Genomic DNA, 14,608 nt, shown 5'->3' with positions numbered 1-14,608 from the left:
CGCTGCCGCGGCATGCGGCGGACGGCGGCGGGACTGGCCGTCCTGCTGTGCGCCGCGTGCGGTGGCGCGGACCCCGCCGGCCCCGCCGCGTCGTCGTCCGCGTCGTCGTCCGTCCCGTCGTCGGCGACCCCCTCCCCGGGGCCGGCCGTGCTCGCCGTCCCGGGGATCGAGGCCGAGGTGCGGCAGTGGCGCACCGACGAGGCCGTGGGCGGACAGGTGCAGGTGACGGTCACCGACACCGGTGCCGAGCCGTTCACCGTCACCTCCGTGGCCATCGACTCCGCCGGCTTCGCGCCGCTGCCCGACCGCGCGGTGGACGTCGGGTTCACGCCCGGCCGGACCTTCGACCTGCCCGCGCAGTACGGCGCGGTGGTGTGCGAGCGGGCCGCGGAGCCGGCCGCCGCGCGGCTGACCGTCGTCCGGCCCGACGGGCGGACCGAGCAGCTGCTGGTGCCGCTGGCCGCCGAGGTGCTCACCCGGATCCACACCGAGGCGTGCGCGGTGCAGGCCGTCCTGGCCGTCGCGGACGTCGCCGTGACCGGGGTGTCCCCGGACGGCGACGCGGTCACCGGCACCCTGACGCTCACGCGCACCGGCGACGACGACCGGCCGGTGACCGTGACCCGGCTGGAGGGCAACGTCCTCTACGCCGCCACCGCGGACCTACCGCGGACGCTGGAGGCGGGGGAGTCGACGCTCGAGGTGGGGGTCGAGTTCACGATGGGCCGCTGCGACCCGCACGCCCTCGCCGAGGTCAAGCAGCCCTACGCGTTCCTGCTGGGGCTGCAGGTGGGAGGCGAGGACGAGGTGCCTGCCGATCTGCCGCTGGACCAGGGGCAGCGGGACGAGCTCGCGGCGCTGGTGGACCGCGTCTGCGGGTGAGAACGGTGCCCACACCGGACCGGTCCGGCCGGCCCGGGGGGAACGGGACGGCCGGACCGGGGTCGGGCGCGCGGGCTCGTCGTCCTCCGCGCTGGCGATGACGCTACGTAGCGGACGACGTCCGCGGCGATCCCCTGAACGGGTGTTGCTCGTCGGAGTGATGGTGGCGCCGGTCACGCACGGTTGCACCAGGCGGTCGCCGGGCACCCCCGGTCGGTGTTCTTCCTCTTCTCCAGCCGGCTGGGCTGCCTCGGCAGCCTGCTGGTCTCCGCTCTGCTGACGCTGCTCCTGCTGCTGGCCTTCGACGTGCTGTGAGCCTCCCGTGCCGACGCGGCTACGCAGTGTCGGGCCACCCCTCGTGCACCTCCGGGGCCACCGCGTCCCGGTCGGCCCGCAGCTCGCGGTAGGGGGCCAGGCTCGGGTGACCGAGGTCCCACAGGCGCTCGTTGAGGGCCTGGGTGAGAGCGTTGTGCTCCGAGGTGTTCCACGCGGCGGTGCCGGCGAGGTACTCGTCGAGCGCGGCGCGAGGGCGGTTCCCGCCCAGCGCGACGTAGCGACCCCACAGGTCGCGGGCGGGCAGAGCGCTCAACCGCCAGGCGATGACGGTCAGGGGGCAGACGGCGGAGGCGGGCACCGGGGGTCCTTCGCGGATGGGAGCGGTCGGTCGGAGCCGTGAACTGGGCTCGACGACGGGACGGAGCGGGGCGACCACGGCCGGGCACCCGCTGACGTGCTCCGGCGCCCTGCTGACGAGGCGGTCACCCGGACAGGTCCACCTCACTATCCCCGCACGGGCGCATGCGGCCAACCCGGCGACGGCGCCACCGGCCAGCCGTCACGCAGGTGTGCGCTCCCGGAGACGTCGGGCTCCCCCGAGGCAGACGCGAGTAGCGTCGCAGGCAGCACGTCGGTTCCACGATCACGGCGAGTCGGCGCCGTCCCGACGACCGTCTGCCGGCGGGCTGCAGCAGTGTGGTCCCGGCTCTCGTCCGGCCCTCTCTCGTGTTCGGTCGGCGGCGCCTCCATCCGGACTGTCGCGAGGTTCGACACCGCAGTCCTCGTTCGAATCGAGGACTGCCGTGTCCACGCCCGGTACCGGCGGCGCCCAGCCGCCCCAGGACCCCCGAGCCACCTTCGCCGAACTGAGCAAGATCATGCTGGGTGAGCAGCCGCTGTCGGCCACGCTGGCCCGGGTGGCGGAGCTGGCCAAGCGCACCATCCCCGGTGCCGCGGAGGTGTCGGTGACCCTCATGCACGACGGCGACGTTGAGAGTGCGGCCTTCACCGGGCCGCTGGCCGCCCAGCTCGACGAACGGCAGTACGAGGCGGGGTTCGGTCCCTGCATGGACGCCGCGGTCTCCGGCGTGACCATCCCGATCGACGACACCGCCGACAGTGCCGCCTATCCCGACTTCGGTCGGGCGGCGCGGCACCACGGCATCACGCACTCCCTCTCGGTGGGTCTGCCCGTGCCGCGCCAGGTCATCGGTGCGCTGAACGTCTACGGCACCGACGGCGGCACCTTCGACGAGCAGACGCGGGAGCTCGCGACCACGTTCGCCAGTTATGCCGCGGTGGCCGTCGCCAACGCCGGTCTCTATTCCAGCACCGCCCAGCTGGCGGCCCAGCTGCAGCGCGCACTGGAGTCCCGTGCGGTGATCGACCAGGCGAAGGGCATCCTCATGAGCCGCCACGGATTGTCCGCCGACGCGGCGTTCGACCTGCTGGCCAAGCAGTCCCAGACGGCGCAGCGCAAGCTGCGCGACATCGCCCACGACCTCGTCGAGGAGGTGCAGCGCGGCCGGGACGGGTGACGGTCGACGGCGCCACGGGGGACCGCCCGCGTGCCGATGCGCTGGGCGAGGGGTCGCCGGCCCCGGCGGTAACCTCGGACCGGGCTGCGAGACCTCCGGACCTCCCGCGCGTCGTCCGGGGTCTCCCTGCGCCCACCGGGCCTCTAGCTCAACTGGCAGAGCAGCGGACTTTTAATCCGCGGGTTGTGGGTTCGATCCCCACGGGGCCCACCACGGACCCGGACTGAGCTGGACGTTTGGAGTTGCATTGGCGTCTTGAAAGTAGCGCGGTGGCTGCCATCCCCCGGTTATCCCCCGATTTGGTCGTCGATCACGGCAATCGCGATCGCTGACGGTGCTGTCTGCCTCCTCGAAGGGCGTGGCTGACAACCGGCGCCGCGCGAGGGGCCTCGCGACACGCGTAGGCCTCACTCGAGGCTGCGAACCATCCCCGAAACCCGTGCTCCTGGCCGACGCGTCTGCCTGAGACATGGGCGATCGCAGCCCAACCGGCTAACGTGCTGACGGCAAGTAGCGGTTCCGCAACCTGCGGTACGCGGTGAGGTGGCAACAAAGTGGTCGACCGGGTGATCGATAACCCGATCCTGAATTCGCCCTACGTCGAGCCGGGGAGGCACTTCCGGTTCGACGACGACGGGATCACCAACGAGATCGTCGGGAAGCGCAGGCCCTCGCAGTACTTCATGCCTGTACCGCAGGCCCAGCGTCGGTCTGGGCAGCTGTCCCTCGCGCTGGACTGGACTGAGGACCGACTCAAAACCAACGACCAGGTGAACCTGATCCGCGGCAAGCTCGACGTCTGGCGCAAACAGCGCTACGCGGGCGCGACCAACACGAGCAAGGCCCTGCTCGCGCACTGGACACGCCCGGACCGCGGACGACCGCTGTTCTTCGCCCAGATCGAGGCGCTGGAGACGGCGATCTGGCTCAGCGAAGTCGCGCAGAAGACCGACCCGGCGTTCGGCAACGAACTGCGCGAGCACAACGGGACGTTCAACGACGGGCTACCCCGCATCGCGCACAAGATGGCGACCGGCTCGGGCAAGACCCTCGTCATGGCCATGCTCATCGCCTGGCACGCCTGCAACAAGGCGGCCAACCCGATGGGCCCCGGCAGCCGGTCCTACTCGGACGCTTTTCTCGTCGTCGCGCCCGGCATCACCATTCGCGATCGACTGCGCGTCCTGCTGCCCTCGGACCCGGAGAACTACTACGACGCGATGGACCTCGTGCCGCCTGACCTCCGGGCCGGCATCGAGCGTGCCCGCGTCGCGATCGTGAATTTCCATCAGTTCGGGCGGAAGGAGACCGGAGCCGGTGCTAACGCCGGCAAGCTCGCGAAGGAGATCCTCAACTCCGGGGACGGGCCGAGCCCGTTCACTGAGACGCCCGACCAGATGGCACGCCGAGTCTGCCGCGACCTGGCCAACCGCAGCGGCGGCAAGACCAACATCGTCGTTCTCAACGACGAGGCCCACCACTGCTGGCAGGGGCCGGCCGTGCCGGACATACATGCCCAGCAGGAGAAGCTCACCGGCGAGGAGAAGAGGGAAGCAGCCGCCCGGGCCAGCGAAGCCCACCAGTGGCTCAACGGACTGAAGGCCGTGCACGCCAAATACGGCATTCGCCGCATCTACGACCTCTCTGCCACACCGTTCTTCCTCAAGGGCTCCGGCTACGGGGAGGGAACTCTGTTCCCTTGGGTGGTCTCCGACTTCTCGCTGATCGACGCCATCGAGGCCGGAGTCGTGAAAATCCCCCGGCTGCCGGTCGATGACAACGCCGCCCCGGCCGACATGCCCACGTTCCGCGACCTATGGGTACACATCCGCGACCAGCTGCCCAAGCGCGGCCGGCGCGCCGAAGCGGTCGGCGAAGAACCGGTGCTGCCCGACGAGGTCAAGGCCGCGCTGCACAGCCTGTACAGCAACTACGAGCAGGCCTTTCGGGACTGGGAGGCAAGCGACCCCGCCATCGCCGGCGCTACGCCGCCGGTGTTCATCGTCGTCTGCAACAACACCGCCGTCTCCAAACGGGTGTTCGACTACATCGCCGGCTGGGAGAAGCAGCTCCCCGGCTTCAACCGCCCGGTCGTCCAGAGCGGCGGCCTGCCGCTGTTCCGCAACGACGACGAACGCGGTGGCTGGCGGGATCGCCCGCGCACCATCCTCGTGGATTCTCAACAGCTGGAGTCCGGTGAGGCGATGAGCCCGGAGTTCAAGCGCATCGCAGGACGGGAGATCGAGGAATTCAAGGCCGAGTACCGCACCCGGTTCCCTGGTCGCGACGCAGACGCCCTCACCGACGAGGACCTCCTCCGCGAGGTCATGAACACCGTCGGCAAGCCTGGCAAGCTAGGCGAAAACGTCCGCTGCGTCGTCTCCGTCTCCATGCTCACCGAGGGCTGGGACGCCAACACCGTCACGCACGTTCTCGGCGTCCGCGCGTTCGGCACCCAGTTGCTGTGTGAGCAGGTCGTCGGCCGAGCCCTGCGCCGCCGGTCGTACGCGATCGACGAGGACACCGGTCTCTTCACCGCGGAGTACGCCGAGGTCTACGGAGTCCCGTTCTCCTTCATCGCCACCACCGGCAAGAGCGGACGCCCGACCGTCGTCCGCCCCGTCGTGCACGTCCGCGCCCTCTCGGAGCGGGCCAACCTGCAGATCACCTTTCCCCGTGTCGTGGGCTACCGATACGACCTGCCCGACCCACGGTTGTCGGCTCAGTTCGACGACGACTCCCGGCTCGTGCTCACCGTCAACGACGTGCCCACTGAGACCACGGTCCGTGGTGTCGTCGGCGAGGCAGAAGTCCACACGCTGGCCGACCTGCAGGCTGTGCGCAGGCAGGCCCTCGTCTACGAACTGGCCCGCACCGTGCTCCCACGGCTCCGCGACGAAGCTGGCAACGACCGGTTCTGGCGGTTCCGTGAACTGGTGCCGATCGTTCGGGACTGGCTCGATCACTGGCTCGAATGCAAGGACTACACGTTTGCCGGCATGGTCATGCTCGACCAGAAGAAGGCCGACGCCGCAGAGCGGATCTACCAGGCGATCGTGCGCGGCACCACTGCCAGCCGCGGCACTCCCCGACTGCGTCCGGTCTACCGGTCCTTCGATTCTGTCGGTTCCACCGCGGAGGTCTCGTTCGACACAACCCGGCGCACATACGAGACCCAGCCCGACCGCTGCCACATCACCCACGTCACCCTGCACTCCGGATGGGAGCAGACGGTTGCGAAGGCCATCGAGGCCACCCCGGGCGTGCTCAGCTACTGCAAGAACGACCGCCTCGGCTTCTCCATCCCGTACACGCACGAGGGCGTGCAGCATAGCTACGAGCCGGACTTCCTCGTCCGCGTTGACGCCACCTGGGGTCCGACCACGCTGATCGTCGAGGTGTCCGGTCAGGGCCGCGAGGACAAGCATGCGAAGACCGCCGCAGCCCGCAACCTGTGGTGCCCGGCTATCAACAACGACGGGCAGTACGGCCACTGGCGGTTCGCCGAGATCATCGATCCCAACGTCGCCCTACGCCAGATGACCGAGATCGTTCAGCGGGTCCGCACCGGTGAACTCGAGGAGACGCACTGATGCCACCGATCCAGCGGGCCGCTACGTCCGGTGCCATGCCCATCGAGACGGTTGAGCACGCCGACAAGCGGGCCAACATCCCCACGGCGGACCTAGCCGACTTCGTCACCGACGAGCATCGGGAGCCGCAGAAGGTCACCTACGAGCGGCCCCTTTTGTATCCGCGCGACCTGTCCGCTGACCCGCAGCTCGTGTGGCGGGGAAAGGATGTGCAGGACGCGGAGCCGTTCGAGGTGCCGGCCGTTCCGATCTACATCCAGGAGAAGATCGAGCCACGCGCCATCATCGAGAACCTGCGCAAGACCGAGACGACCGATGACGCCGAGCCGGAACTGAGCCTCTTCGATGACTTCGACGGGCTCGACTCGTTCGATTTGGTCGACTTCTACGAGCACGAGGCCAACTGGGCGAACAGGCTGATCCTCGGTGACAGCCTCCTCGTGATGACCAGCCTTGTCGAAAAGGAAGGCCTCGCTGGCAAGGTCCAGACGGTCTTCTTCGATCCGCCTTACGGCATCAAGTTCGGATCGAACTGGCAGGTCAGCACGCGCAAGCGCGAAGTCCAGGACAGCAAGGAGACGGACCTCACCAGGCAGCCCGAACAGATTCGGGCCTTTCGGGACACGTGGAAGCTCGGGGTCCACTCCTACTTGGCCTACCTCCGCGACCGCCTCCAGGTGGCCCACACGCTGCTCAACGAAGCGGGCAGCGTCTTCGTGCAGATCGGTGACGAGAACGTCCACGTGGTCCGGAGCCTGCTGGACGAGGTATTCGGCGCAGACAACTTCGTTTCCCACATCACCTTCGCGAAGACATCGAGCGCTACGGGTCAGTACTTGGCTGGCGTCTCGGACTTCGTGCTGTGGTATGCAAAGGACCGCAGTCAGATGAAGTACCGCCAGCTGTATTTGCCAAAGGAGCCCGGCGGCGCTGGGGCCGGCGAGTACTCGAATGTGGAGTTGCAAGACGGGCGAAGAATGCCGGCAAATCAGGCGAACAAGCTCGGACTGCGGGGCAGGTCATTCCGCTACGACAATCTCACCAGTCCTCGCGTTCGCGAGAACCGCACCGGCTATTTCCCCGTAGAGGTCGACGGTCGACGGATCCTTCCCGGCGCAGGTGAGTGGAAGACGAACCAGGAAGGCATGCAGCGCCTGGTGGCCGCGGGGCGTGTCGTCGCTCGGAAGAACTCGTTGGCCTACGTTCGCTACCTTGACGACTTTTCCGTCTACGCGTTGAACTCCCTGTGGAATGACACCGCCATCGCCGGGCGTCCCGGGGAGAAGACCTACGTCGTACAGACCAGTCCAAAAATCGCCGAGCGGTGTCTGTTGATGACTACAGATCCCGGCGACCTTGTGCTGGATCCGACCTGCGGCAGTGGCACCACGGCGTACGTCGCCGAACAGTGGGGGCGCCGCTGGATCACTATGGATACATCCAGGGTCGCTATCACCCTGGCGCGCGCGCGACTCATGGGTAGCCGTTTTCCTGATTACCTTCTCGCTGATTCGCCGGAGGGTGCGGCGAAGGAAGCGGCGTTGTCGGGAGTCGCTACCACGGCACGCAACGAGTTCGGACACGATGTCCGGCAAGGCTTTGTGTACAAGCGCGTTCCGCACATCCAGCTGCGCGACATTGCGCAGAATCCCGAGATTGAGCCGGGGATGACGCGACAGGAGATCGACGCGATCGTTGCCCGTCGTGCTGAGTCCGAGCTTCTCCGGGACCAGCCCTTCGTGGACCCGAAGAAGGTCCGCGTCGCCGGACGGTTCACGGTTGAGACGCTCTCGCCGCACAGCGCCGTCAGCGCCGGCGAGGAGCGGCCCGCCGCCGAGCAGGTCGCAGCAGGACAGGCAGAGAGCTCCTACGAGGACACGGTTCTTAGTCACCTGCGGAAGGCGGGTGTCCAGAACACCGTCAAGCAGGAGCGTCTCGAATTCGACCGGCTCGAGGCCTACCCCGGGCGCTGGCTACAGGCCGCCGGCGACTACACCACTGCGGATGGGGAGGCTTCGCGGGTGGCTGTGAGCCTCGGGCCCCAGCATGGGACGGTCGGCCCCGAGCAGATCAAGGAGGCCGCCCGGGAGGCACTAAGGGGCGAGGGGTTCGACCTACTGCTCATCTGCGGATTCGCCTTCGACTCGCGGGCCGGCGAGGTCGCCGCTGAGTTCCGGCCGGGCACTGCCGGCGGCCCCGACTTCGCAGTGGGGCAGGCGGCCCTCCGCATGGGCAAGGTGCAGGTCCTGCTAGTTCGCATGAACCCCGATCTCGCGATGGGGGACACCCTGCTGAAGAACACCGGCGCGGGCAACTTGTTCATGGTGTTCGGCGAACCCGATGTCACCGTGCGGCCGGCCGAAGCAACTGGGCAGCTCGAGGTGGAGATCCACGGCGTGGACGTGTTCGACCCGACAACCGGAGCCGTCCGTTCGCACTCGACCGACGACATCGCTTGCTGGTTCGTCGACTCCAACTACAACGGTGACTCCTTCTTCGTCCGGCACGCCTACTTCACAGGAGCCGATAACCCGTACGACAAACTCAAGAAGGCGCTTCACGCGGAGATCGACGCAGACGCCTGGGCCAGTCTGAACAGCACCGTCAGCCGCGCCTTCCCCCAACCTTCGACGGGCAAGATCGCGGTCAAGGTGATCAACCACTACGGGGACGACGTCCTGAAGGTGTACGAAGTCTGAAGATCCTGCCGGGTCTTTAGCTGATCGGCGGCCTTCGAGAGGGCATCAGGGCTGCCAGGTCACTCGTGAAGGCGGTCTGGCAGTCCCTCTCTGGTCCTCGTTACAGAACCAGCGCAGCCCGCTCGGTGACCGTTCGACGGCTCATGTAGCGGTCCAGGGTCATGCTCGGCTTCGCGTGACCAAGCTGATTCGCCACCTGACGGCCGGACACGCCGTCGTCGTCCAGCCAGGTCGTCACCGTCTTGCGGAAGGTGTGGCCGACCGCCCACTCAAAGCCTGCCGCGTCCAGCAGTTCCCGAACGTGCTTTGTCGTGTTCGACGTCTCGCGCAGCTTCCCCAGGGGAGACGGGAACACGACGTCCCACTCATTCGGCTCAGCGTTGACCTTCCGGGCCATCAGGCGCGACACCAGCCACGACGGGAGGGCCACCGTCCGCTGGCTGGTCTTGGTCTTGCCGCGCTTCTGCAGAGTGAGCCCCTTTCCCGGCACGCGGACGGGGAGCGGTCCCAGTGTGGCCGTACCGGCGTCCAGGTCCAGGGCCGACCACCGGAGACCGCATGCCTCACCGATGCGCGCTCCGGTCCCTGCCATGAAGGCCAGCAGGTCGGGCAGGTCACGACGGCAGGCCATGTCGTCGGCATCCGCGAATGCCAGAAGCGTCGCCCGCTCCTCCTCGGTGAACGCCCGGTGAGGATCGCGCTTCGTCTCCTTGGCCGGGACGGAGACATGACCGACGTCGCGGACCGGGTTGTGGGGGATCGCATCGTGCTTCACGGCCAGCCCCAGCACACCGCTCAGCACGGATCGGGCCGTCTTCATGGCGTGAGCGCCGCTACCCCGGCCAACGACCTTGAGCCACCGCTCGATCACGGCCACCTTGACCTCGCGCAAGGTCAGGTCGGCCAGCGCGCCACCCATGACGTGCTTCCGTAGCGACGATTCGTAGACCGTCCGCGTGTTGACGGCGAGCTGGTCGTTCTCCTTCATTTCAACTAGCCAGACCTCGGCGGCGTTCTTGACCAGCATGGTCGGCGTCATGACTGCATCGGCGGCCGGTGGGGTGATCCGCTCGCGCAGATGAGCCAGCAGGACCGTCCGGGCCGCAGCCTTCGTCGGCGCCCATCGCTCGACGTCGCGGACCTTGCCGTCTAGGTCGCGGACCTTGGTCCGCGCACGCCAGGTGTCGGCCTTTCGGGCGCCGTCGGGCATGGGCTGGCGCTTGCCGTTCTTGTCGTAGACGTAGCCGGTTAGGGCGACGTGACCCCACGCTCCGAGTTCCATCTTCTGTCGCGGCACGGTCGTGCTTTGCCCTTCTGTCGGCCCCCCGGCGTTGCTCTGTCGCAGCGGACCGTAGCAAGAAAGCGGGGGATAGCTAAAGGGTTGGGAGAGGGCGCCTGACGTCCGCGGCGGTCAGTTAGCAGAGATGGCCGAGAAACCGACCCAGGCGCAGAGTCATGGGGTCCTGTCGGGTATGGCTTGTCTGGCGCCAATGACCACTGGCGCATGGTGAGGCGCAAAGACGTCCTGAGACTCTGGGATCACCATCGTCGTCCAGGCGATTCTGACGACGAGGGAAAGCGCTGACGGGCATGCCTGTCGTTGTGCTCCGTGGGCGCTGACCGTTGTCGCCCGCCGTCCCGGTTGCGGTCGTGGGTCGTTGCCGATGCCGTTCTGGTCCCGGCGGCGCTGGTGCTGGTGCTGACCGAGCCGTCGTCCCGGCCCTCCTCCCGGTCGCCCGACTCCACCCCGGGGGCATGACCCCCAAGACGCCATTTCGGACATCGCTGGTACTTAGCAGCCAAGGTTCCGCCACAGTTCCGAGGCCCACCAGGTCCAGACGTTGGTCAGGTCCGCCCCGGAGGGGCGGCCAGGCCCTGGTGCAGACCTGGTCTGAGCCCAGCGGGCCACGGAGTGGCCCACCAGGTCCAGACGTTGGTCAGGTCCGCCCCGGAGGGGCGGCCAGGCCCTGGTGCAGACCTGGTCTGAGCCCAGCGGGCCACGGAGTGGCCCACCAGGTCCAGACGTTGGTCAGGTCCGCCCCGGAGGGGCGGCCAGGCCCTGTCATCGTCCATCCCCTTCGCCGCTGCCCTATTACAAAGGCGTTTGACAAAGACGCAGGTCAGAGGCTTGCTAACGGAGCCATAGCCTCCTTAACCCCACCTGCTGGCGGAGCCATCACCGCCGGGCTAGACCGCGCTCAGGACGCCGTTCCGCAGTCGGGCCTCGTCGTCGGCATCGCTCCATCCCCATGCTGTCCAGCGCTTCTGGTGCCCGTGCTCCGGGCATGCCTGCCTCGGTGGCTTGGCTGCGCCAGTGCTCCACAGCCCATCCGTGACAACAAGACACCGGCGCGTCGAGTGAATGGAGAGTGCGCCGGCGTCGATCAACTTGCGAATCACTGTTCGCATGTGCCGTTCCCCGTATGGCAGCAACTCGCCCGTAGCCCTGTCGACGCGGCTGAGGCAACGCTCCACACCTTCAGGGAAGTAGGCGTGACCGGCGGTGTTCGCGTTCCCAATCGCGAGGAAGAGGAGACGTGTGTCGAGGCTGAGATCGGCCTCGATCGACAAGTGTCCTGCTGCCCTGCTGCTGATTCGCCCCCACCACGGCAGCGCAGGCTTCTTGTCCGGGATCATGCCTGACCGTCCCGGAGGTCGATGACGACGCCGGTCATGCGGCATCGACCGTCTCAACGCGGCCGGCGGCGACGAACCGAACGAGTTCGGCCAGGTCGTACAGGACCCGGCTTCCAACACGGTGGAAGGCGGGTCCACGTCCGGCGCTGGCCCAGTTGGCCATCGTGCCGGTGGTCAGGCCCAGGAAGGCGGCTGCCTCGGAGCGGCGGACGAACACTGGGGGCGCGCCGTCCTGTGACTGCACGGCGGCGGGGGCGACAGAGCGACCCTTGCGGGTCTCGGGTGCGCTTAACACGCGAACCTCCACGGGAAGCGGAGGGGGCTCGCAGTACCTCGATCGACGAACGTGGCAGCAGGGAACCCCCAAGTGAATGGGTTGGTTCCCCGAGGCCCGCTACGCCTCGCCCCGTCGTCGGCACCGGGAGGCTTCGTAGTCGTTCGGGGGTGTTACGCCATCAGGACACTTCCGTACCGCCATGACTACCACCCCACGTGCGTGCCGACTTCGCGCAGTGAGGTAAGCGGTTCGGTCGAAGCATAGCACCCGCCTCACCCTGTGACGCTGCCCGACCTCGGCGGGTGACGATGGCCTCGCTTTGGCGGGGCATCTGCGCCTGGCGGCCACACTGGTCTCCCCCGGGTGGCGTGCCGCGGTCGCCGGCCTGAGTAGCCGCGGTGGCCGGCCTGAGCAGGGGGGGTACCGAAGGGCGACGAACATCGGTACCGCGCTGAGCACCGGGTCCTGAGCTTGCTCGGCGGTCGAACGCCAAGGCGGAAGCGGGACAACCAGACGGCGGGGGCGGCCGTCGATCATGCCTAGCAGGCGGTCGGCGGCCGGGCGCTCCGGCAATTAGACCTACGGCGGGGTCGACGCGACCGCGCGTCAATGGATCACTGGACAAAGCTGCGAAGCCGACATTTCCCGGCCGGCGGGAAGAAGAAGGGCAGAGTGGCGCCATCCACAAGGCCAGCGATCAGCAGACTGTGTGTGCGCCCGTTGCAGCGGCGGTAGGTTTACGAGGGCGTGCCCCCTCAGGGGCGCGTGCCGGGGCATTGGATAGCCCAAGAGAGGTAATCACTGAATGTCGAACATGCCGAGCCGGCCTTCAAGTCACCGGGGTGAGACGGCCTCGCGCAACGCCTTTACGTCAACGTGCCCGGACAATTGGGTTGTCCGCCGGATTGAGGACGAGTACGGCATCGACCTCGAAGTGGAGATTTTCGACGGCGACCGGGCCACGGGTCTCACCTTCAAAGTGCAACTCAAGTCCAAAGACTTGAAACCGGGTCGAGCAATCTCGAAGTCCGTAGAAGTGGCTAGTCTCAACTACTGGCTGAGTCATGACGTCCCCGTGCTAGTCGTGCTTTTCGATAAACGCTCGGGTGTCATGTATGGCGGTTGGGCTCATGCTCACGACACGGGGTCGATTGCCGACGGCGCAAAAACCACAACCTTTTCCTTCGCGCCAGCCGACATCCTTGATGCGGCCGGATTTGCCCGGATAGAGGCAGACGTTCGCGTGGTCCGGAGCCTCAAGGAATCCCTCGCGCCACGTCCCACGCCGGTAAAATGCACCTTCGCCGACAACATCTCGAAATCGGTGAAACCTCACCTCCTTAGCTCGTTCAAGACGGCATTGGAGCAGTCTTCGGGTGAACTCGCTTACGTTCCGAGTGCCGACTATGCCATAAACCTCCGCGTTATGCCGGACAGGGTGGTCGCCGAGCTTCCTACCAGGGAAGCGACTGTCACCTTGCGCGCCGACATCGCGAATCTTGCGGTAGACCCTGATGCGCGTCGTTGGACGGCCGAGGGAGTTCTGTGTGGGATTGCGCTTCTTTTTCAATCCTTGGGTCTGCGCCCGCGGGCCGTTGACGTCCTCAATGCTATTCTGCCCACCCCCATAGTCTATGCAGATCCATACGTCTCTAGTCGTATCGCCAGCCTCCTTGTGGACGGAAAGCGCCCCGATCTAGCCGTCCGCGTGATACTTGCTAGTCCGGTCGATGCCGACCCCTTCTTCTTGCTGCCGTACTTGATGGCCGCGGAGGTGCATTACTCCAACCTGACCGATCAGGAGCGGGTAAACCTGCGGCAATACTTTGATGAGAGGGCTGCGACACTAGAAGCAGCCGGCGACGCTCGGGAAGCGGCAATCGCCCACTATTCGCTTTCGCAGTTGGCGCGGGCAGAACTTGACTACGAGGCAGCCGTTCGGGAGTTGGGCGAGACGCTTCGCCTAGACCCTCGCTATGCGGATCGACCGTACTTCCATAAAGAGCTCGCAGGTTCTCTCTGGGAGACGAATGCACCTGACAAGGCGGCAGAGAGCTACAGGCGGGCGCTTGAGTTAGGTGCGCCGGAAGATGAGGTGTCGCATCTGTATGTTGACGCACTCTTCTGGGCGGGGCGCTACGGGGATGTTCGAGAGGCAGTGTCAGACATGGGGGCGCCTCATCGTCTGGCGCGGTTGGACGACGCGGCGGCCGCCTTCATAATCGATTTCCTTGGAGTGGCCGATCAGGGGGGAAGGAGCGAAGCTCAAGCCGATGTGGACTTTGCGAACGCGGAGGAGGCGCTCGCCTTCTTGAGGGACTCGGATGCCCTGCACGTCAACGCTTGGCGGGTGGCGCTAGAAACGACTGCGAGCCCAGCGTCGTCGATGCTCGTCGTTGCACTCGCCCTCGTGTCCAACGGCTGGGCTTGGGGTTCTGCCGTCGCAATGGGCTTCCTCGAGAACCTCGATGGCGACCTCCTCGACGCCATGATCGAGTCCGGACTGCACTTCGACCGGGTTCAATTCCTCGAAACAGTGCAAGAGGTGAGCCGAATCGAAGGTCTTGAAGGCGAGGGGCTGTCACAACTGCTAGACATGATCACTATGCGAGACGTGGAGACACCAACCCGGGCACCTGAGCCGTTTATGCTGAGGGTGCATGGCGGCGAATCTGGCATGGAAGTATTCCAAATCGGGCCTTAAAA

At 66.8% G+C, this 14,608-nt stretch carries 10 protein-coding genes and 1 tRNA gene; 7 read left to right on the top strand and 4 right to left on the bottom strand.

Annotated features, from left to right (window positions below):
* Window positions 1-12: 12 nt before the first annotated feature.
* Together JOD57_RS10235 and JOD57_RS26220 are read left to right on the top strand one after the other, a co-directional pair.
* A complete protein-coding gene (locus JOD57_RS10235) occupies window positions 13-882 on the top strand; it encodes a hypothetical protein (protein ID WP_204691936.1) in 870 nt (289 codons plus the stop codon).
* Between the two features lie 183 nt (window positions 883-1,065).
* On the top strand, window positions 1,066-1,197 hold the full coding sequence (locus JOD57_RS26220; RefSeq protein ID WP_275582075.1) for a hypothetical protein: 132 nt from the start codon (window positions 1,066-1,068) through the stop codon (window positions 1,195-1,197).
* Between the two features lie 19 nt (window positions 1,198-1,216).
* On the opposite strand, the gene JOD57_RS10230 is transcribed toward JOD57_RS26220, so the two are convergent.
* A complete protein-coding gene (locus tag JOD57_RS10230) occupies window positions 1,217-1,516 on the bottom strand; it encodes a hypothetical protein (protein WP_204691935.1) in 300 nt (99 codons plus the stop codon).
* 445 nt (window positions 1,517-1,961) lie between these two features.
* Between JOD57_RS10230 and JOD57_RS10225 the strand changes: the two genes are divergently transcribed.
* The 4 genes from JOD57_RS10225 (at window position 1,962) to JOD57_RS10210 (ending at window position 8,988) form a co-directional block, all read left to right on the top strand.
* Window positions 1,962-2,696: a GAF and ANTAR domain-containing protein gene (locus tag JOD57_RS10225; RefSeq protein WP_204691934.1), complete on the top strand. Its 735-nt coding sequence runs from the start codon at window positions 1,962-1,964 to the stop codon at window positions 2,694-2,696.
* A 137-nt stretch (window positions 2,697-2,833) separates the two neighbouring features.
* Window positions 2,834-2,909: transfer RNA gene (locus JOD57_RS10220), tRNA-Lys, on the top strand.
* 341 nt (window positions 2,910-3,250) lie between these two features.
* Window positions 3,251-6,289 carry a BPTD_3080 family restriction endonuclease gene (locus JOD57_RS10215; protein ID WP_204691933.1) on the top strand — a complete coding sequence of 1,013 codons (3,039 nt, stop codon included), beginning with the start codon at window positions 3,251-3,253 and terminating at the stop codon, window positions 6,287-6,289.
* Window positions 6,289-8,988, top strand: coding sequence for a site-specific DNA-methyltransferase (locus JOD57_RS10210; RefSeq protein WP_204691932.1), 2,700 nt, complete (start codon window positions 6,289-6,291; stop codon window positions 8,986-8,988). Before JOD57_RS10215 ends, JOD57_RS10210 begins: the two co-directional genes overlap by 1 nt.
* Window positions 8,989-9,088: 100 nt before the next feature.
* On the opposite strand, the gene JOD57_RS26805 is transcribed toward JOD57_RS10210, so the two are convergent.
* The 3 genes from JOD57_RS26805 to JOD57_RS26215 form a co-directional block, all read right to left on the bottom strand.
* Window positions 9,089-10,285 carry a tyrosine-type recombinase/integrase gene (locus JOD57_RS26805; RefSeq protein WP_204691931.1) on the bottom strand — a complete coding sequence of 399 codons (1,197 nt, stop codon included), beginning with the start codon at window positions 10,283-10,285 and terminating at the stop codon, window positions 9,089-9,091.
* 890 nt (window positions 10,286-11,175) lie between these two features.
* The gene (locus JOD57_RS10200) at window positions 11,176-11,625 is read right to left on the bottom strand and encodes a hypothetical protein (protein ID WP_204691930.1); all 450 of its coding nucleotides are present in this window, start codon (window positions 11,623-11,625) and stop codon (window positions 11,176-11,178) included.
* Between the two features lie 34 nt (window positions 11,626-11,659).
* Window positions 11,660-11,920 carry a helix-turn-helix transcriptional regulator gene (locus JOD57_RS26215; RefSeq protein WP_204691929.1) on the bottom strand — a complete coding sequence of 87 codons (261 nt, stop codon included), beginning with the start codon at window positions 11,918-11,920 and terminating at the stop codon, window positions 11,660-11,662.
* A gap of 787 nt (window positions 11,921-12,707) precedes the next feature.
* On the opposite strand from JOD57_RS26215, the gene JOD57_RS10190 reads away from it, so the two are divergent.
* On the top strand, window positions 12,708-14,606 hold the full coding sequence (locus JOD57_RS10190; protein WP_204691928.1) for a DUF4365 domain-containing protein: 1,899 nt from the start codon (window positions 12,708-12,710) through the stop codon (window positions 14,604-14,606).
* Window positions 14,607-14,608: the final 2 nt, after the last annotated feature.

Origin of the sequence: Geodermatophilus bullaregiensis, from assembly GCF_016907675.1 — a bacterium.
Taxonomy (GTDB): domain Bacteria; phylum Actinomycetota; class Actinomycetes; order Mycobacteriales; family Geodermatophilaceae; genus Geodermatophilus; species Geodermatophilus bullaregiensis.
This window is presented reverse-complemented; position numbering and strand designations above follow the sequence as displayed.

Excerpts from the sequence above, each read along its gene's own strand:
- JOD57_RS10200 (WP_204691930.1), bottom strand. The coding sequence starts at position 11,625 with ATGATCCCGGACAAGAAGCCTGCGCTGCCGTGGTGGGGGCGAATCAGC.
- JOD57_RS10210 (WP_204691932.1), top strand. The coding sequence starts at position 6,289 with ATGCCACCGATCCAGCGGGCCGCTACGTCCGGTGCCATGCCCATCGAG.
- JOD57_RS10190 (WP_204691928.1), top strand. The coding sequence starts at position 12,708 with ATGTCGAACATGCCGAGCCGGCCTTCAAGTCACCGGGGTGAGACGGCC.
- JOD57_RS10235 (WP_204691936.1), top strand. The coding sequence starts at position 13 with ATGCGGCGGACGGCGGCGGGACTGGCCGTCCTGCTGTGCGCCGCGTGC.